Origin of the sequence: Pseudomonas sp. Irchel s3f19, assembly GCF_900187555.1 — a bacterium.
Classification (GTDB): Bacteria; Pseudomonadota; Gammaproteobacteria; order Pseudomonadales; family Pseudomonadaceae; genus Aquipseudomonas; species Aquipseudomonas capeferrum.
In genome coordinates, this window is the sequence record NZ_FYDW01000004.1 from 25,072 (window position 1) to 42,006 (window position 16,935).

The following is a 16,935-nucleotide window of genomic DNA, read 5'->3' on the forward strand; positions in this document are numbered from 1 at the left end:
CCTGTGACAGGGGCTGCACAGCAGCCACCTTGCACAGACCCGACTGACCCGCTATCTATCACCGCACACTCCAGCCAAGGCCAAGCGCGTGAAAACCCGATCCGAAGAACTCCAGGTATTCGTCGCCGTGATCGACTGCGGTTCGATCTCCGCCGCTGCCGAGCAGATGGGCCAGACCCCGTCCGCCGTCAGCCGCACCCTGTCGCGCCTGGAGGCCAAACTCGGCACCACCTTGGTCAACCGCACCACCCGGCGCATGGACCTGACCGAAGAAGGCCGTTTCTTCCTGGCGCGCTCGCGGGTGATTCTGGAACAGATGGACGAGATGGAAGAGCGCCTGTCGATGAACCGCCAGACCGCCACCGGGCGCCTGCGCATCAACGCCGCTGCGCCGTTCATGCTGCATGCCATCCTGCCCTGGATCGGCGAATTCCGCCGCCAGTACCCCGGCATCGAGCTGGAACTCAACACCGACGACCTGATCATCGACCTGCTGGAGCAAAGCACCGATGTGGCGATCCGCATCGGTGAGCTGGCCGATTCCAGCCTGCACGCCCGCAACCTGGGCTGCAGCCCGGTGCAGGTGCTGGCCAGCCCTACCTACCTGGAACGCCATGGCACGCCGCAGCACGTCGAAGACCTGGCCAACCACTGCCTGCTGGGGTTCAGCCAGCCTGAGTCGCTCAACCACTGGCCGTTGCGCCATGCCCAGGGCGACCGCTGGGCGATCCGCCCCGCGCTGATCGCCTCCAGCGGCGAGACCCTGCGCCAGTTGGCCCTGGCCGGGGAGGGCATCGTCAGCCTGTCGCACTTCATGACCCACGAAGACATCCGCAGCGGCCGCCTGCAGGTGCTGCTGGGCGATGCCAACAACGGGTACCGTCAGCCGATCCATGCGGTGTATTACCGCAACACCCAGCTGGCGCTGCGCATCCAGTGCTTTCTCGACTTCATCCAGCGCAAGCTGGCGATGTACGCCTGCTGAGTTGCCTGAACGCGACAAATCCTGCCCAAAGGCGGCGAAACTTCCTACGTTGGATTGTGCAGTCGACGCGCTTCGGCCTTACTGACTGATCAACAAAAACAACACCAAGGAAGTGTCATGCGTATTGTCCTGTTCCAGTCCATGGCCCTCGGAGCCGCTATCCTGAGCTGTTCCTCGGCCTTTGCGGCCACCCTTGAGGGTGGCGCAGTGGCCGCGCCTGATCAATATGGCGCACAGGTGGCCGCCGATATTCTGAAAAAAGGCGGCAACGCCGTGGACGCCGCCGTGGCAACGGCGTTCACCCTGGCGGTGACCTACCCTGAAGCCGGTAACATCGGCGGCGGTGGCTTCATGACCCTGTTCGTCGACGGCAAACCCTACTTCCTCGACTACCGCGAAGTGGCGCCCAAGGCCGCCAGCCGCAACATGTACCTGGACGACAAGGGCGAAGTGATCGAGAACCTGAGCCTGGTTGGCGTGCGCGCCGCCGGCGTGCCCGGCACGGTGATGGGGTTGTGGGAGGCGCATCAGAAGTTCGGCAAGCTGCCCTGGAGCGAGTTGCTGACCCCGGCCATCGGTTATGCGAAAAACGGCTTCAAGATCGCCGAAAAGCAGTACCAGTACCGCAACGATGCCCAAGGCCTGTTCAAGACCGCGACCAATTTCAACGACTATTTCGGCACCATGAAGGTGGGCGAGCTGTTCAAGCAGCCCGAGATGGCCCAGACCCTCGAACGCATTGCCGACAAGGGCGTGAGCGAGTTCTACCAGGGCAAGACCGCCGACCTGCTGGTGGCGCAGATGCAGGCGGACAAAGGCCTGATCACCAAGCAAGACCTCAAGGACTACAAGGCCGTCTGGCGTGAGCCGATGGCCCTGAGCTGGCGTGGCAACGTGGTCTACACCGCGCCGCCGCCAAGCTCTGGCGGTGTGGCCCTGGCCCAGCTGCTGGGTATCAAGGAAGACCGTGCGGCGGACTTCAAAGGCGTCGCGCACAATTCTGCGCAGTACATCCACTTGCTGGCCGAGATCGAGAAGCGCGTGTTCGCCGACCGCGCCGACTACCTGGGTGACCCGGCGTTCACCAAGGTGCCGGTGGATCAATTGATTGCCAAGGATTACCTGGCCAAGCGCGCCGCGCAGGTCAACCCCAAGGCCATTTCGGCAACCGACGACGTCAAGCCGGGCCTGGAGCCGCACCAGACCACGCACTTCTCGATCGTCGACAAGCAGGGCAATGCGGTCAGCAACACCTACACCCTCAACCTCGACTACGGCAGTGGTGTGGTGGTCAAGGGCGCCGGCTTCCTGCTCAATGACGAGATGGACGACTTCAGCGCCAAACCGGGGGCGGCCAATGCCTTTGGCGTGGTCGGCGGTGATGCCAACGCCATCGAGCCCGGCAAGCGCATGCTGTCATCCATGAGCCCGAGCCTGATGACCCGCGATGGCAAGGTCGAGCTGGTGATCGGCACGCCGGGCGGTTCGCGGATCTTCACGTCGATCTTCCAGGTGATGAACAACCTGTACGACTACGGCATGCCGCTTGAGAAAGCGGTGGCCGCACAGCGCGTGCACCATCAGTTGCTGCCCAAGGACACCCTTTATTTCGACAGCTATGCGCCGCTGACCGGGCCGGTAGCGGACGACCTTAAGAAAATGGGGTATGTGCTGGAGGACCAGGGCTGGGAGATGGGCGATATCCAGGCGATCCGGGTGAACGGAGACAAGCTTGAGACGGCTTCTGACCCGCGTGGGCGTGGGGTGGGGATGATCGTCAAGTAATTCTGTAGACTCAGTGCTGGCCTCTTCGCGGGACAAGCCCGCTCCCACAGGATTACCGCTGCCTTCCGAGAGCGTAAACCTGTGGGAGCGGGCTTGCCCCGCGAATGCTATCTAAAGGTCAAACGCGGAACTGGCTCACCAGCATCTGCAATTGCCCACCCAACCGCGCCAGCTCAACACTGGACGCCGCCGTCTCGTCACTGGCCGCCGCGGTCTGCTCAGACACATCCCGCACATTCAGAATGCTCCGGCTGATTTCTTCCGCCACCGCGCTCTGCTCTTCCGCCGCCGCCGCAATCTGCTGGTTCATCGACTGAATGTTCGACACCGTGCCGGTGATGCTTTCCAGCGAGGCACCGGCCTTGCGTGCCAGTTCGACGCTGCTGTCGGTCAGGGTCCGGCTACCCTGCATGGCCGTGGCCACTTGCTGGGTGCCGTGCTGCAAGCTGGCGATCAGCTCTTCGATCTCTTCGGTGGACTTCTGCGTACGCTGCGCCAGGCCGCGCACTTCGTCGGCGACCACGGCAAAGCCGCGGCCCGCCTCGCCGGCACGGGCGGCTTCGATCGCGGCGTTCAGCGCCAGCAGGTTGGTCTGTTCGGCCACCGACTTGATCACGTCCATGACGCTGCCGATCTTCTGGCTTTCCTGCTGCAGCAGGCTCATGGCTTCAGTGGAGCGGTGCACTTCTGCGGCCAGGCGTTCGATCTGGCTGATTGCCTCACCGACCACACGGTCGCCGGCGCGGGCTTCGTCGTCGGCACCGGTGGCGGCATGCGAGGCCTGCTCGGCGTTGCGGGCGACTTCCTGAACGGTTGCCGCCATTTCATGCATCGCGGTGGCCACCTGGTCGGTTTCGACCTTCTGGCTGTTGGCACCTGCGCTGGTCTGTTCGGTAACGGCCGACAGCTCTTCGGCGGCGCTGGCGATCTGGGTGACGCCGTCGCGGATGCCGCTGATCAGTTCGCGCAGGGTGGTGCCCATGCGGGCGATGCCCTGTTGCAGCACGCCCAGCTCATCACGGCGGGTGACACGCAGGTCGTGTGTCAGGTCGCCGCCCGCGATGCGTTCCACCGCTTGCAAGGTTTCCTGCAGCGGGCGGGTGATCTGCCGGGTGATGAGCACCGCTGCCAGTACACCTACCAGCAACGCCAGCAGGGTCGCGATGGCCTGCAGGCTGCGGGCCTGTGCACTCTCGATGTCGCGGCGCTCCAGCTGGATCTTGTACAGCGCGTCGCTGGTCTTGACGATGTCGGCGCCCTGGACGGTCATTTCTGCGCGTGCGCTGGTGATATCGGCGAGGGCATCGCGGAACTGACGCACGGCGTCACGGTAGGCTAGCACCGACTGTTCGAACTGTTGCAGGCGGGCATCAGCAGTGGGCAGCTGGCGCTTGAGGTTGTCGACCTCGGCCAGCGCCGCTTCGAGCTGGCGCAGCGCAGCCTGCTCGTTGGCCGCGCTGTTATCGGCAATGTAGCCGCGCACGTCGATGCGCACCTGCAGCAGTTGCTGGCGGGCCTTGCTGATCAGCTGGTACTGGGCCAGGCGCACGCTGTCACTTTCGAGGCGTGCCATGACGTCCTGGCTGAGGGCATCCATGGCCTGGTCGGCATTGGCTGCAGAAACATTCATGGCATCGCGGGCGGCGCGGGTGGCGTTGTAGCCTGCGCGCATGGTGCCCAGCGACACCTTGTACTGGCTGATGGTCTGCCCAAGGTCGTGCAGCAGTTTGACGTTCTCCGGGCTCTTGAACGAGCCGGCCAGGCGTTGCTGCTGGTTGCTGAAGGTATCCAGCTTGGCCAGGGTGTTGGCAGCCGCCGCATCGTCGCCGTTGGCAATCATGTACTGCAGGCGGGCAATGCGCAGGTCAGTCAGGTCCTTGTTGAGCTGGCTGATATCGCTCATCCAGTTGCTGCGGTCGATCAGGCTGCCGAGGCTGGTCCAGCCGGTCAGGGCCAGCAGGCCGGTGAGGATCAGCACCAGGCCGAAGCCCAGGCCGAGTTTGAGGTTGACGCTGATGTTGGCAAACCAGCTGTTCATGCACGCACTCCAGAAGTTGTTTTCGCTCTCTTGATCGTCGATCGCAAGGCGTTGTTGTTCTGGGTGCCCGCTGATTCGTGCAGGGGTTATCGGCAATGAATCTGGAAGCTGAAACGCTTTTTCAGCAGATTTGTAACCGGTCGTCCGGTTGAAGCGGGGGCTGCCAGGCAGCCCCGCAGGGTGTCACAGGTTACGTGCACTGAAGGTATCGCAGCTGTTCACTTCGCCCTCGGCAAAGCCAGCCTTGAACCAGCGCACGCGCTGCGCCGAGGTGCCGTGGGTGAAAGAGTCGGGCACCACGCGCCCCTGGCCTTTCTGCTGCAGGCGGTCGTCACCAATGGCGTTGGCCGCATTCAGTGCTTCCTCGACGTCACCTGGCTCCAGCCAGTTCAGGCGCTTTTGTGCCTGATACGCCCACACCCCGGCCAGGCAATCGGCCTGCAGTTCCTGGCGTACCAGCAAGCCGTTGTCGCCCTCCATGCGCTGCCCATTGCGACGGGCCGCATCAACCTTGGCCGACACGCCGAGCAGGGTCTGCACGTGGTGGCCGATTTCGTGGGCGATGACATAGGCCTGGGCGAAGTCGCCCGCTGCGGCGAAGCGGGTTTCCATCTCGCGGAAGAACGACATGTCCAGGTACACCCGCTGGTCGGCCGGGCAGTAGAACGGGCCCACCGCCGCCGAAGCGAAGCCGCAGGCAGAGTTGACCTGGCCGTTGAATAGCACCAGCTTGGGGTCGCGGTACTGCTTGCCGGCCTGGGAGAACAGCGCCTTCCAGGTGTCCTCGGTGTCACCCAGCACCGAGGCGACGAATTCGGCCTGCTGGTCATTGGCCGGCGGCGCCTTGGTGCCCACGCTACTGGGGGCCTGCTGTTGCTGTTGCATTTGCCCGGTGAGCTGGCCAAGGATCTGCAGCGGGTCTTGCCCGGTGAGCCAGCCAATGCCCACGATCAGCAGGATCGCCCCCAGCCCCAGGCCCTTGCCGCCGCCAAAGCGCATGCCGCCACCACCGCCACCTTCGCCTCGGGCATCGACCACGTTGTCGCTGCGTCGGCCTTTTCGCCATTCCATGAATGCTCTCCGGAGCGTGAAACAAGAAGACAAAGATTAGTTCACCTCAGCGAAAGGTGTCAGCCAAAGGTGTTAAGCCATAACCATATGGTTATGTATTGAGGGGCTGATTTCAGTATTCATCCCACGCGAGTTATCCGAAACTGCAAGTCCGCCTGCCACGTACAGGCGTTTTGATAATACCAAGAGAGGAAAACGGCATGCCCGCCCAGGACACCAGCCGCTTCGTGATCCGTGATCGCAACTGGCACCCCAAAGCCCTGACCCCCGACTACAAGACGTCCATTGCCCGCTCCCCGCGCCAGGCACTGGTCAGCATCCCGCAGTCGATCAGCGAAACCACCGGCCCGGATTTCACCCACCTGGGTTTCGGTGCCCACGACCATGACCTGCTGCTGAACTTCAACAACGGTGGCCTGCCAGTCGGTGAGCGCATCATCGTTGCCGGCCGGGTTGTCGACCAGTACGGCAAACCGGTGCCCAACACCTTGGTAGAAATGTGGCAGGCCAATGCCGGCGGCCGCTACCGGCACAAGAACGACCGCTACCTGGCCCCGCTGGACCCGAACTTCGGTGGCGTTGGCCGTTGCCTGACCGACCGCGACGGCTACTACAGCTTCCGCACCATCAAGCCCGGCCCGTACCCATGGCGCAACGGCCCGAATGACTGGCGCCCTGCGCACATTCACTTCGGCATCAGCGGCCCGTCGATCGCCACCAAGCTGATCACCCAGCTGTACTTCGAGGGCGACCCGCTGATCCCGAAGTGCCCGATCGTCAAGTCGATCGCCAACCCCGAGGCCGTACAGCAGTTGATCGCCAAGCTCGACATGAGCAACGCCAACCCGATGGACTGCCTGGCGTACCGCTTCGACATCGTGCTGCGCGGCCAGCGCAAGACCCACTTCGAAAACTGCTGAGGACCCCGCCATGCCAATCGAACTGCTGCCGGAAACCCCTTCGCAGACTGCCGGCCCCTACGTGCACATCGGCCTGGCCCTGGAAGCGGCCGGCAACCCGACCCGCGACCAGGAAATCTGGAACCGCCTGGCCAAGCCAGAAGCACCGGGTGAACACATCCTGTTGATCGGCCAGGTCTATGACGGTAACGGGCACCTGGTGCGCGATTCGTTCCTGGAGCTGTGGCAGGCCGATGCCGCCGGCCAGTACCAGGATCAATACAACCTGGAAAACGCCTTCAACAGCTTTGGCCGCACCGCCACCACCTTTGATGCCGGTGAATGGACCGTGCAAACGGTGAAGCCGGGTGTGGTGAACAATGCTGCTGGCGTGCCGATGGCGCCGCACATCAACATCAGCCTGTTTGCCCGTGGCATCAACATCCACCTGCACACGCGCCTGTATTTCGACGATGAAGCCGAAGCCAACGCCAAGTGCCCGGTGCTCAACCTGATCGAGCAGCCGCAGCGCCGTGAGACGTTGGTTGCCAAGCGTTGCGAAGTGGATGGGAAGACGGCCTATCGTTTCGATATCCGTATTCAGGGGGAAGGGGAGACGGTGTTCTTCGACTTCTGAGTGAAGCTTGGGGCCGCAAGGCGGCCCCGGCCTCTCAACCTTTGACCGGTTTCAGGTCAAAGGCATCGGCCTGATACTGGAACAACAGGCAATCGGCAGCCGCCGTGCAGCCACTTTCATGCACCAGGTCGGCGGGCAGTTTGTAGTAGGCCCCGGCGGGGTACTCGGTGCGCTTGCCATCGATCACTGCGTAGAACGTCCCGCTCAATACCACTGTCGGCAAGGTCTGGCTGTGCTGGTGCAGGCCGTTGTCGGTGCCTTTTCTGAATTTCACATAAGCCGAATACGGCCCCTTGCCGAAGATATCGCCTTCGACGTTGGCGTAGCTGACGGCGCCGCGGGTGTTGGGCACGTCCTGCCACTTCAAGCCCGCGTTGTCAGGGACCGAAACGGTTTGTTCTGCTGCATGGGCGACGATTGCCACAGCGCTGAGCGCGATGCCGGTGATGACTGCCTGCAATGATTTCATGATGAGTCCTCTTCGCTGAAGTAACGTGCAGCGAAGGTTAATGAATCATCAAGAGCACAAATACGGCCTAAACTCCGCAAGACTTGTGCAGATAAAGCACAAATCAGCCCTGCCACCTGGGCGTTGCGTAGTAGTGCTGCACGTAATCCAGCAGCGCACGCACCTTGGGCGCCAGGTAACGGCTCTGTGGATAAACCGCGAACAGGCTGCGCGCCGGCTGCCGCCAATGGCTCAGCACCTGCACCAGGCGCCCGTCGCGCAGCGCATCATCGACGATGAAACGGTCGAAACTGGCGATACCCAGGGCGCCGATGGCGGCGGCGCGCAGGGCCATGGGGGAGTTGGCGCTCAAGCGCCGGGGCATCAGGATTTCACGCTGCTCGCCCGCGTCGTTGGCCACCTGCAAGCGTTGCGGGTGCAGCAACTGGCTGTAGCCGAGCAACGGGTGGCCGGCCAGGTCGTCGGGTGAGGCGGGCGTACCGTGGCGTTGCAGGTAGCGCGGTGCGGCCACCAGCAGGACTTCACTGGTGGCCAGACGGCGTGCCACCAGGCTGGAGTCAGGCAGGTGGTCGGTGACCCGCAGGCACACGTCGATCTCCTCCTCCAGCAGGTCAACGAAGCGATCGCTGCAGTGCAGCTCGATCTGTAGCTGTGGATGGCGCTCGACAAAATCTGGCAACCAACGCCCCAGTTCCAGCTCGCCAAAGGCCGTGGCAACGCCCAGGCGCAAGGTGCCGGCAGGTTGTTGCTGATGCTCGGACAGTTCCAGGGTCATGGCCTGCATCTGTTCGAGGATCTGCACGCAATGGCGATAGAACAGCGCACCGGCTTCGGTCAGGTGCAGGCGGCGGGTGGTACGGGTGAGCAACTGCGTGCCGAGGTGGCGTTCGAGGTGCTTCACCTGGCGTGACAGCACGGTATGCGAGACGCCGGCCTGGTTGGCGGCGGCGCTGAAGCTGCCGAGGTCTACGACGCGGCGGAAGGTGTGCATGGCACTGAACTGGTCCATCGGCGCAACTCTCCTGGCAGTGTGCGTTGGGGCCGGCCAGGCCCCAACGCGACACGGATCAGCGCCGAACCAGCAGCACCCCGCTTTCCATGTGATGGGTATACGGGAACTGGTCGAACAGCGCGCAGCGTTCGATACGGTGGGTATCTTGCAGCTGGGCGATGTTCGCCGCCAGCGTTTCCGGGTTGCACGAGATGTACAGAATGCGCTCGAAACGCCGGGTCAGCTCGCAGGTGTCCGGGTCCATGCCAGCACGCGGCGGGTCGACGAACACGGTGCCGAACGTATAGCTTTTCAGGTCGATGCCTTCCAGCCGGCGGAACGGCCGCACCTCGTTCAGTGCCTGGGTCAGCTCTTCAGCCGACAGCCGCACCAGCCGCACGTTATCCACACCGTTCTCATCGAGGTTGCTCAGCGCTGCATTGACCGACGTCTTGCTGATCTCGGTGGCCAGCACCTGGCGCACGCGGGTGGCCAGCGGCAAGGTGAAGTTGCCATTGCCGCAGTACAGCTCCAGCAGGTCATCGTCGCGCTCGCCAATGGCGTCGTAGGCCCAGCTCAGCATCTTCTGGTTCACCGCGCCGTTGGGCTGGGTGAACGCGCCTTCTGGCTGGCGGTAGCTGAATACGCGGCCCGCCACGTCCAATTGCTCCACCGCATAATCACGGCCGATCACCAGGCGCTTGCCCTTGGAGCGGCCGATCAGGCTCACCCCCAGGTCTTCGGCCAGTTGCCGTGCGGCCACTTCCCAGGCCTCGTCCAGCGGGCGGTGGTAGCACATCGTGACCATCGCATCGCCCGCCAGGGTGGTAAGGAACTCCACCTGGAACAGCCGGTTGCTCAGCGCCTCGCTGGCCTGCCAGGCCGCCTTGAGGCGCGGCATCAGCAGGTTGATGCGCTCGCTGGCGATGGGGAAGTCGTCGATCAGGATCGCCTTGTGCTTCTCGCCTGGGGCGAACATCGCGTAGTGGCGCTGACCGTCCTCGCGCCACAGGCGGAACTCGGCGCGCAGGCGGTAGTGCTCGCGCGGCGAATCGAAAACAGCCGGTTCCGGCGCGCCAAACGGCGCCAGCAGCTCGCGCAGCCGGGCAACCTTGGCGTCCAGCTGGGTGGCGTAGGAGGAGGGGTCGAAAGCAGCACTCATGCGTTGAACCAGCCCAGCTTGATGACGAACAGGATGGAAAGGATCACCAGGGCCGGGTTCAGGTCGCGGTGGCGGCCGGAAATCAGCTTGATGGCAGTCCAGGAAATGAAGCCGAAGGCGATGCCGTTGGCGATCGAGTAGGTCAGTGGCATGGCCAGGGCCGTCACCACCACGGGCGCGGCTTCGGTGACGTCGTCCCAGTTTATTTCCGCCAGGCCCGAAGCCATCAGTACGGCGACGAACAGCAGCGCCGGTGCCGTGGCGAAGGCCGGTACGCTACCGGCCAGCGGTGCGAAGAACAGCGCCAGCAGGAACAGCACGGCCACCACGATGGCGGTCAGGCCGGTACGCCCGCCCGCGCTCACGCCGGCAGCCGATTCGATGTAGCTGGTGGTGGTCGAGGTGCCCAGCAGCGAACCGGCCATGGCCGCGGTGCTGTCGGCGATCAGGGCGCGGCCCATCTTCGGCATGTGGCCGTCCTTGCCCATCAGGCCGGCGCGCTTGGCCACGGCGATCAGGGTGCCGGAGTTGTCGAACAGGTCGACGAACAGGAAGGCGAAGATCACGCTGATCAGGCCCACATCGAGGGCACCGGCGATGTCCAGTTGCAGGAAGGTCGGTGCCAGCGAAGGGGGCATCGACACGATGCCGCCGAACGGCGTGACGCCCATCGCGATCGACGCGACAGTGACGGCCAGGATGCCGATCAGCACCGCGCCGCGCACCTTCAGCGACTCAAGGCCGACGATCAGGAAGAAGCCCAGCGTGGCGAGGATCACCGAGGGCTGCTTGAGGTCGCCCATGCCCACCAGGGTGGCTGGGTTATCGACGACGATGCCCGCGTTATGCAGGGCAATCAGTGCCAGGAACAAACCGATGCCTGCGGCAATGGCCGAGCGCAGCGGCAGCGGGATGCTGTTCACGATCCATTCGCGGATGCGGAAGATCGACAACAGGAAGAACATCACCGCCGACAGGAACACAGCACCCAGCGCAACCTGCCAGGTATGGCCCATGTGCAGAACCACGGTATAGGTGAAGAAGGCGTTCAGGCCCATGCCCGGCGCCAGCGCGATCGGGTAGTTGGCGATCAGGCCCATGGTCGCCGAACCGATGGCCGCGGCCAGGCAGGTGGCGACGAAGATCGCACCTTTGTCCATGCCGGTCTCGCCCAGGATGCTGGGGTTGACGAACAGGATGTAGGCCATGGCCAGGAAGGTGGTGACGCCCGCAAGAATCTCGGTGCGCACATTGGTGTCGTGTGCTTTTAGTTGAAACAGCCTTTCCAGCATGCCCGCTCCCCAAGGCGCCCCCGGCGCCGTGATATATATCGACCCCATCAGCAAAGCACAGACCGTACCGGTTGCCGTGGTTTTATCTGGGGCGGAAAAAAGCCGCGCATCATACCAGCATGCTCGGCAGGGGCCTATGGCCTTCGGGGAATGGCTTTTCCATCGCCCGTGGCAGTGGGTTTAGCTGTGAAGAGGCCAGTACCGCCGAGCCATCAACCGCTGTGCAAGCGGTCGCGCTTGGCCAGGGTCGGGAACAATTTTATCCACACCCCGGTCACCACCAGCGTGCCCACGCCCCCCAGCACTACCGCCGGCACTGTGCCAAACCAGTGCGCGGTGACCCCCGATTCGAATTCACCGAGCTGGTTCGAGGCACCGATGAACAACCCGTTCACAGCGCTCACCCGCCCGCGCATCTCATCCGGCGTCTCCAGTTGCACGAACGAACTGCGAATGACCATGCTGATCATGTCCGCCGCACCGAGTACCACCAGCACCGCCAGCGAGAACCAGAACGACGTCGACAGGCCAAATGCGATGGTCGCCACGCCAAACACGCCCACGGCGGTGAACATGGTGCGGCCTACCTTGCGCTCGAACGGGAAGCGCGCCAGCCACAGCGACATCAGCAACGCCCCCACCGCCGGTGCCGAGCGCAGCAGGCCCAGGCCCCAGGGGCCGGTCAGCAGGATGTCCTTGGCGAACACCGGCAACAACGCGGTGGCACCGCCCAGCAGCACGGCGAACAGGTCCAGCGAGATGGCGCCGAGGATGTCTGGCCGGCTGCGGATGAAGCGGATGCCGGCCAGCAGCGACTCCAGGCTGGCACGGCCACGCTGGGCCACTTGCTGGCGTGCGTCCAGGCTCAATGTCAGTGCACAGGCAATGGCGTACAGCGCCACGGTCGGGCCGTACACCCAGATACTGCCGAAGGCATACAGCAACCCGCCCACCGCCGGGGCGACGATGGTGGCTGCCTGGGTCGCCGAGGCCGAGGCCGCCACCGCCCGTGGGAACAACCCCGGCGGCACCACATTGGGCAGCAGGGCCTGGGTGGCCGGCATCTCGAACGAGCGCGTGGCGCCCAGCAGGAAGGCCAGGGCGAAGATCAGCTCGCGGCTGACGTTGTCGGTGGCGCTGCCCACTACCAGCGCCAGGGCAATCAGCCCCTGCAGGCTTTGGCACAGGGCCGCGACCTTGCGCCGGTCATAGCGGTCGGCGACATGCCCGGTGTGCAGCATGAACAGCACCCGTGGGGCGAATTCGACCAGGCCGACCAGGCCCAGGTCGAGCACATTGCCGGTGAGCTGGTAGAGGTGCCAGCCAATGGCCACGGTGAGCATCTGGAAGCCGCTGGCGGTGAACACACGGGCCAGCCAGAAGGCGAGGAAGGGGCGATGATGGCGCAACAGCTGCGGTGCGGAATCGGGCATCGGAAACCTGTGGCCTTGGCGCAGTAGAGGGGCCGGCAGATTATCATCTGTTTGTAACAAGCAGTTACTGTTTGCCGTGATCGGCACTTTTTCACAGGTTCTGAAAGAGGGTGGGGCAACAGGTCACGCGGCAATCAACCACACGGCCCGGCTGGCTATTCAGGACTATGCTTGCAGTCAGTCGTTGATCTGGATCAATCGTTGTATTTGCAACGAACCGGCAACGATGTGGCCCTTGGGCCGGAATCCCTGCGATTGCACAGAACAATTCAAACTCGCCGCACTCGATACCGTGGGGGCAGTAGGCGCAAAGGCCACGAGCCCGAACGCCGGATTATCTGAAGAGGAAGCACTATGTTCGGTTTAGAGGCCCTAGATCTCGCCCGAATCCAGTTTGCGTTTACCGTGTCCTTTCACATCCTGTTCCCGGCCATCACCATTGGTCTGGCGAGCTATCTGGCGGTCCTTGAAGGCCTTTGGCTGCGGACCCACCACCAGGTCTACCGTGACCTTTACCACTTCTGGTCGAAGATATTCGCCGTCAACTTCGGCATGGGCGTGGTCTCTGGCCTGGTCATGGCCTATCAGTTCGGCACCAACTGGAGCCGCTTCTCCGATTTTGCCGGTGCCGTCACCGGCCCCTTGCTGACCTATGAGGTGCTGACGGCGTTCTTCCTCGAGGCAGGCTTCCTGGGCGTCATGCTGTTCGGTTGGAACCGTGTGGGCCGTGGCCTGCACTTCTTCGCCACGGTCATGGTGGCGCTTGGCACGCTGGTCTCGACCTTCTGGATTCTGGCGTCCAACAGCTGGATGCAGACCCCGCAAGGCCACGAAATCATCGATGGCCGGGTCGTGCCGGTGGACTGGCTGGCAGTGATCTTCAACCCCTCGTTCCCCTACCGGTTGATGCACATGGCCACCGCCGCGTTCGTCGCCACCGCCTTCTTCGTCGGTGCATCGGCGGCCTGGCACCTGCTGCGCGGGCGTGACAACCCGGCCGTGCGCAAGATGCTGTCGATGGCCATGTGGATGGCGCTGATCGTCGCGCCGGTCCAGGCGGTGATCGGTGACTTCCACGGCCTCAACACGCTCAAGCACCAGCCCGTGAAGATCGCGGCCATCGAAGGCCATTGGGAGAACGTGCCGGGCGAGCCGACCCCGCTGATCCTGTTCGGCATCCCCGACATGAAAGCCGAGACCACGCGCTTCAAGGTCGAGATCCCAGCGCTTGGCAGCCTGATCCTGACTCACAGCCTGGACAAGCAAGTGCCGGCGATGAAGGAATTCCCGGCGGCGGACCGGCCTAACTCGACCATCGTGTTCTGGTCGTTCCGGGTCATGGTCGGGCTGGGCTTGCTGATGATCTTCGTTGGCCTGTGGAGCCTGTGGCTGCGCAAGCGCGGCACGCTCTACAGCTCCAGGCCGTTCCTGTACCTGACCTTGTGGATGGGCCCCTCTGGCCTTGTCGCCATCCTTGCGGGTTGGTTCACCACCGAAATCGGCCGCCAGCCGTGGGTGGTGTATGGCCTGATGCGCACCTCCGAAGGGGTGTCCAACCACAGTTATGCGCAGCTCGGCTTTACCCTGGTGGCGTTCGTGGTGGTGTACTTCGCGCTGTTCGGCACCGGCCTTGGCTACATGATGCGCCTGGTGCGCAAAGGGCCGCAGACGGGCGAGGGTGATGAACCCAACCCGGGTGGCCCAGGCCAGAAACGCACGCCGGCGCGGCCGTTGTCCGCCGCCGATGATGGCCATGAGGCCGACACTGCCAGCCTGAGCAAGGGGAACTGAGCCATGGGTATCGACCTTCCGCTGATCTGGGCCGTGATCATCATCTTCGGCGTCATGATGTACGTGGTGATGGATGGTTTCGACTTGGGCATCGGCATGCTCTTCCCCTTCGTCAAGGGCGAGCGTGACCGTGATGTGATGATGAACACCGTCGCCCCGGTATGGGACGGCAACGAGACCTGGCTGGTGCTGGGCGGCGCCGGGCTGTTCGGGGCCTTCCCGATGGCCTATTCGGTGGTGCTCGAAGCCTTGTACCTGCCGCTAATACTCATGCTGATCGGGCTGATCTTCCGTGGCGTGGCCTTCGAGTTCCGCTTCAAGGCCAAGGACGACAAGCGCCACATCTGGGACAAGGCGTTCATCTGGGGTTCGCTGATCGCCACCTTCTTCCAGGGGGTTGCCCTGGGCGCGTTCATCGAGGGCTTCAAGGTGGTCGACCGCCACTATGCCGGTGGCACGCTCGACTGGCTGACCCCGTTCAGCCTGTTCAGCGGCCTGGGCCTGATCGTCGCCTACACCCTGCTGGGCTGCACCTGGCTGATCATGAAGACCGAGGGGCCGCTGCAGCTGCAGATGCATGACCTGGCAAGGCCGCTGGCGCTGGTGCTGCTGGTGGTGATCGGCATCGTCAGCCTGTGGACGCCGCTCGCCTACCCGCAGATTGCCGATCGCTGGTTCAGCATGCCCAACCTGATCTGGTTCATGCCGGTGCCGATCCTGGTGCTGGTGACCTTCTACGGGTTGCTCAAGGCAGTCGCGCGCAATGCCAACTACACGCCGTTCCTGCTGACCCTGGTGCTGGTGTTCCTCGGCTATAGCGGCCTGGGTATCAGTGTGTGGCCGAACATCATCCCGCCGTCGATCTCGATCTGGGACGCAGCGGCGCCGCCGCAGAGCCAAGGGTTCATGCTGGTGGGGACGTTGTTCATCCTGCCGTTCATCCTTGGCTATACCTTCTGGAGCTACTACGTGTTCCGCGGCAAGGTGACTCACGAAGACGGCTATCACTAGGAGGGCCGCATGATGACCGGCAAGCATGGTGTAGAAGAGAAAAAGCCCTTGTGGCAGCGGCTGGGTTGGCTGGTGCTGATCTGGGCGATGAGCGTGGCGGCCCTGGGGGTGGCGGCCTGGGTAATGCGGCTGTTCATGGGGGCAGCCGGCCTGACTACCCATTAAAGGGGCTGGGGCCGCCAAGCGGCCCCAGCCACTTACTTGCGGGCCTTGAGAATCACGAACTTCGGCGTCGCCGCCACCTGTTCCACCCCTCGGAACAGCCGCGCCAGCTTGCTGTGGTAACCCAGGTGACGGTTACCGACGATATACAACGCACCGCCCACCACCAATGCCTCCCGGGCCTGCTGGAACATGCGCCAGGCGAGGAAGTCGCCCACCACCTGTTGCTGGTGGAACGGCGGATTGCACAGCACCACGTCCAGCGACTGCTTTTCTACCCCCGCCAAACCATCGGCCGCCAGCATCAATGCCGGGCGCTCGCCCAGTGCCGCCTGCCAGTTTTCCCGCGCCGATTGCACCGCCATGTACGACTCGTCGACCAGCGTGTAATGCGCCTCGGGGTTGGCCAGTGCGCTGGCGATCGCCAGGACGCCGTTGCCGCAGCCAAGGTCGGCAACACGGGCCTGGCCCAGGTTGCGCGGCAGGTGAGGGAGAAAGGCACGGGTGCCGATATCCAGGCCATCGCGGCAGAACACGTTGGCGTGGTTGAGCAGCTCAAGGGCCGGCGTTTCGAGCTGATAGCGGCTAGGGTAGGGCGAGCGCGCGGCCGGGCGGTCGGCAACGGTGGCCGTCAGCAGTCGGGCCTTCTTTTGCGCCAGCGAGGCCTGAACCGGGCCGATGTACTTTTCCATCAGCTCACCGGCGGCACGGGGCAGGTGCTTGATCATCGCCCCGGCAATCACCTGCGCGCCGGGCGCCAGGTGGCCCTGCAGACGAATGAGTTGCTCCTCGAGCAAGGCCAGGGTCTTGGGCACGCGTACCAGCACCCGGTCGAACGGACCCTGCCACGGTTCGCTGGCCGGTACGAACGGCACGCTGTCGAACGGCTTGCCGTTGCGCGCGAGGTTTTTTTCCAAGGCCAGGTGCGCCAGGTGCGAATCGCCACTGCTGGTCACTGCAAGCTGCCCGGCCAGGCTGGCGGCCAGGGCACCGAAGCTGTCATTGAGCACCAATACCCGGCAGCTGGCGTCAGGCGCCTGCTCATGCAAGTGCGCGAGCAGGTACTCGTCAGCGGCGTCGAATGCCTGCAGAGGTTCGTTGGCCTGGTCCGGCTGGCGGATCAGGTCGAGTTCGGCATAGGGGGTGGTCAACAAGGGCATGGCGTCTGGCTCGGGTACGAATCTGCCCGTTGCGGATCGCCACGGGCTT

15 protein-coding genes are annotated in these 16,935 nt (G+C 63.8%); 7 read left to right on the forward strand and 8 right to left on the reverse strand.

Annotation, left to right across the window (positions count from 1 at the left end; all coding sequences use genetic code 11):
- Positions 1 to 88 precede the first annotated feature (88 nt).
- Positions 89 to 985 carry a LysR family transcriptional regulator gene (locus tag CKW22_RS11960; RefSeq protein ID WP_033702958.1) on the forward strand — a complete coding sequence of 299 codons (897 nt, stop codon included), beginning with the start codon at positions 89 to 91 and terminating at the stop codon, positions 983 to 985.
- Between the two features lie 117 nt (positions 986 to 1,102).
- Positions 1,103 to 2,770, forward strand: coding sequence for a gamma-glutamyltransferase (gene ggt, locus CKW22_RS11965; RefSeq protein ID WP_033702957.1), 1,668 nt, complete (start codon positions 1,103 to 1,105; stop codon positions 2,768 to 2,770).
- A gap of 118 nt (positions 2,771 to 2,888) precedes the next feature.
- On the opposite strand, the gene CKW22_RS11970 is transcribed toward ggt, so the two are convergent.
- Positions 2,889 to 4,808, reverse strand: a complete 1,920-nt coding sequence (locus tag CKW22_RS11970; RefSeq protein ID WP_095064168.1) for a methyl-accepting chemotaxis protein — start codon at positions 4,806 to 4,808, stop codon at positions 2,889 to 2,891.
- 183 nt (positions 4,809 to 4,991) lie between these two features.
- A complete protein-coding gene (locus CKW22_RS11975) occupies positions 4,992 to 5,879 on the reverse strand; it encodes a neutral zinc metallopeptidase (protein WP_095064169.1) in 888 nt (295 codons plus the stop codon).
- Positions 5,880 to 6,079: 200 nt separating this feature from the next.
- Between CKW22_RS11975 and pcaH the strand changes: the two genes are divergently transcribed.
- Complete coding sequence (gene pcaH, locus CKW22_RS11980; protein WP_033702953.1) at positions 6,080 to 6,799, forward strand: protocatechuate 3,4-dioxygenase subunit beta; 720 nt, start codon at positions 6,080 to 6,082, stop codon at positions 6,797 to 6,799.
- 10 nt (positions 6,800 to 6,809) lie between these two features.
- Positions 6,810 to 7,415 (forward strand): protocatechuate 3,4-dioxygenase subunit alpha, encoded by a 606-nt coding sequence (pcaG, locus tag CKW22_RS11985; protein WP_033702952.1) that lies wholly within the window; start codon positions 6,810 to 6,812, stop codon positions 7,413 to 7,415.
- Between the two features lie 34 nt (positions 7,416 to 7,449).
- Here pcaG and CKW22_RS11990 read toward each other — a convergent pair whose 3' ends face one another.
- From CKW22_RS11990 to CKW22_RS12010, 5 genes are all read right to left on the reverse strand, one after another.
- Positions 7,450 to 7,884 (reverse strand): cupin domain-containing protein, encoded by a 435-nt coding sequence (locus CKW22_RS11990; RefSeq protein ID WP_033702951.1) that lies wholly within the window; start codon positions 7,882 to 7,884, stop codon positions 7,450 to 7,452.
- Between the two features lie 103 nt (positions 7,885 to 7,987).
- Positions 7,988 to 8,893, reverse strand: a complete 906-nt coding sequence (locus tag CKW22_RS11995; protein ID WP_095064170.1) for a LysR family transcriptional regulator — start codon at positions 8,891 to 8,893, stop codon at positions 7,988 to 7,990.
- Positions 8,894 to 8,951: 58 nt separating this feature from the next.
- Positions 8,952 to 10,037, reverse strand: a complete 1,086-nt coding sequence (gene trmA, locus CKW22_RS12000; RefSeq protein WP_033702949.1) for a tRNA (uridine(54)-C5)-methyltransferase TrmA — start codon at positions 10,035 to 10,037, stop codon at positions 8,952 to 8,954.
- Positions 10,034 to 11,329 (reverse strand): NCS2 family permease, encoded by a 1,296-nt coding sequence (locus CKW22_RS12005; protein WP_033702948.1) that lies wholly within the window; start codon positions 11,327 to 11,329, stop codon positions 10,034 to 10,036. Before CKW22_RS12005 ends, trmA begins: the two co-directional genes overlap by 4 nt.
- Before the next feature lie 212 nt (positions 11,330 to 11,541).
- On the reverse strand, positions 11,542 to 12,762 hold the full coding sequence (locus CKW22_RS12010) for an MFS transporter (protein WP_033702946.1): 1,221 nt from the start codon (positions 12,760 to 12,762) through the stop codon (positions 11,542 to 11,544).
- Positions 12,763 to 13,116: 354 nt separating this feature from the next.
- On the opposite strand from CKW22_RS12010, the gene CKW22_RS12015 reads away from it, so the two are divergent.
- Genes CKW22_RS12015 through CKW22_RS12025 form a run of 3 tightly spaced genes read left to right on the forward strand, consistent with a single transcriptional unit; the run spans position 13,117 to position 15,729 of the window.
- Positions 13,117 to 14,553, forward strand: a complete 1,437-nt coding sequence (locus tag CKW22_RS12015) for a cytochrome ubiquinol oxidase subunit I (RefSeq protein WP_033702945.1) — start codon at positions 13,117 to 13,119, stop codon at positions 14,551 to 14,553.
- A 3-nt stretch (positions 14,554 to 14,556) separates the two neighbouring features.
- A complete protein-coding gene (cydB, locus tag CKW22_RS12020) occupies positions 14,557 to 15,564 on the forward strand; it encodes a cytochrome d ubiquinol oxidase subunit II (protein WP_033702944.1) in 1,008 nt (335 codons plus the stop codon).
- 9 nt (positions 15,565 to 15,573) lie between these two features.
- Entirely contained in the window at positions 15,574 to 15,729 is a 156-nt protein-coding gene (locus CKW22_RS12025) for a DUF2474 domain-containing protein (RefSeq protein ID WP_033702943.1), read from the forward strand.
- 32 nt (positions 15,730 to 15,761) lie between these two features.
- Here CKW22_RS12025 and CKW22_RS12030 read toward each other — a convergent pair whose 3' ends face one another.
- Positions 15,762 to 16,886 carry a methyltransferase gene (locus tag CKW22_RS12030; protein WP_047582611.1) on the reverse strand — a complete coding sequence of 375 codons (1,125 nt, stop codon included), beginning with the start codon at positions 16,884 to 16,886 and terminating at the stop codon, positions 15,762 to 15,764.
- Positions 16,887 to 16,935 lie beyond the last annotated feature (49 nt).

Bases quoted from the DNA above. Each gene is read 5' to 3' on its own strand.
- CKW22_RS12010 (WP_033702946.1), bottom strand. From the start codon at position 12,762: ATGCCCGATTCCGCACCGCAGCTGTTGCGCCATCATCGCCCCTTCCTC.
- CKW22_RS12005 (WP_033702948.1), bottom strand. From the start codon at position 11,329: ATGCTGGAAAGGCTGTTTCAACTAAAAGCACACGACACCAATGTGCGC.
- CKW22_RS11970 (WP_095064168.1), bottom strand. From the start codon at position 4,808: ATGAACAGCTGGTTTGCCAACATCAGCGTCAACCTCAAACTCGGCCTG.
- trmA (WP_033702949.1), bottom strand. From the start codon at position 10,037: ATGAGTGCTGCTTTCGACCCCTCCTCCTACGCCACCCAGCTGGACGCC.
- CKW22_RS12030 (WP_047582611.1), bottom strand. From the start codon at position 16,886: ATGCCCTTGTTGACCACCCCCTATGCCGAACTCGACCTGATCCGCCAG.
- CKW22_RS11995 (WP_095064170.1), bottom strand. From the start codon at position 8,893: ATGGACCAGTTCAGTGCCATGCACACCTTCCGCCGCGTCGTAGACCTC.
- CKW22_RS12015 (WP_033702945.1), top strand. From the start codon at position 13,117: ATGTTCGGTTTAGAGGCCCTAGATCTCGCCCGAATCCAGTTTGCGTTT.
- pcaG (WP_033702952.1), top strand. From the start codon at position 6,810: ATGCCAATCGAACTGCTGCCGGAAACCCCTTCGCAGACTGCCGGCCCC.
- CKW22_RS11990 (WP_033702951.1), bottom strand. From the start codon at position 7,884: ATGAAATCATTGCAGGCAGTCATCACCGGCATCGCGCTCAGCGCTGTG.
- CKW22_RS12025 (WP_033702943.1), top strand. From the start codon at position 15,574: ATGATGACCGGCAAGCATGGTGTAGAAGAGAAAAAGCCCTTGTGGCAG.
- ggt (WP_033702957.1), top strand. From the start codon at position 1,103: ATGCGTATTGTCCTGTTCCAGTCCATGGCCCTCGGAGCCGCTATCCTG.
- CKW22_RS11975 (WP_095064169.1), bottom strand. From the start codon at position 5,879: ATGGAATGGCGAAAAGGCCGACGCAGCGACAACGTGGTCGATGCCCGA.
- cydB (WP_033702944.1), top strand. From the start codon at position 14,557: ATGGGTATCGACCTTCCGCTGATCTGGGCCGTGATCATCATCTTCGGC.
- pcaH (WP_033702953.1), top strand. From the start codon at position 6,080: ATGCCCGCCCAGGACACCAGCCGCTTCGTGATCCGTGATCGCAACTGG.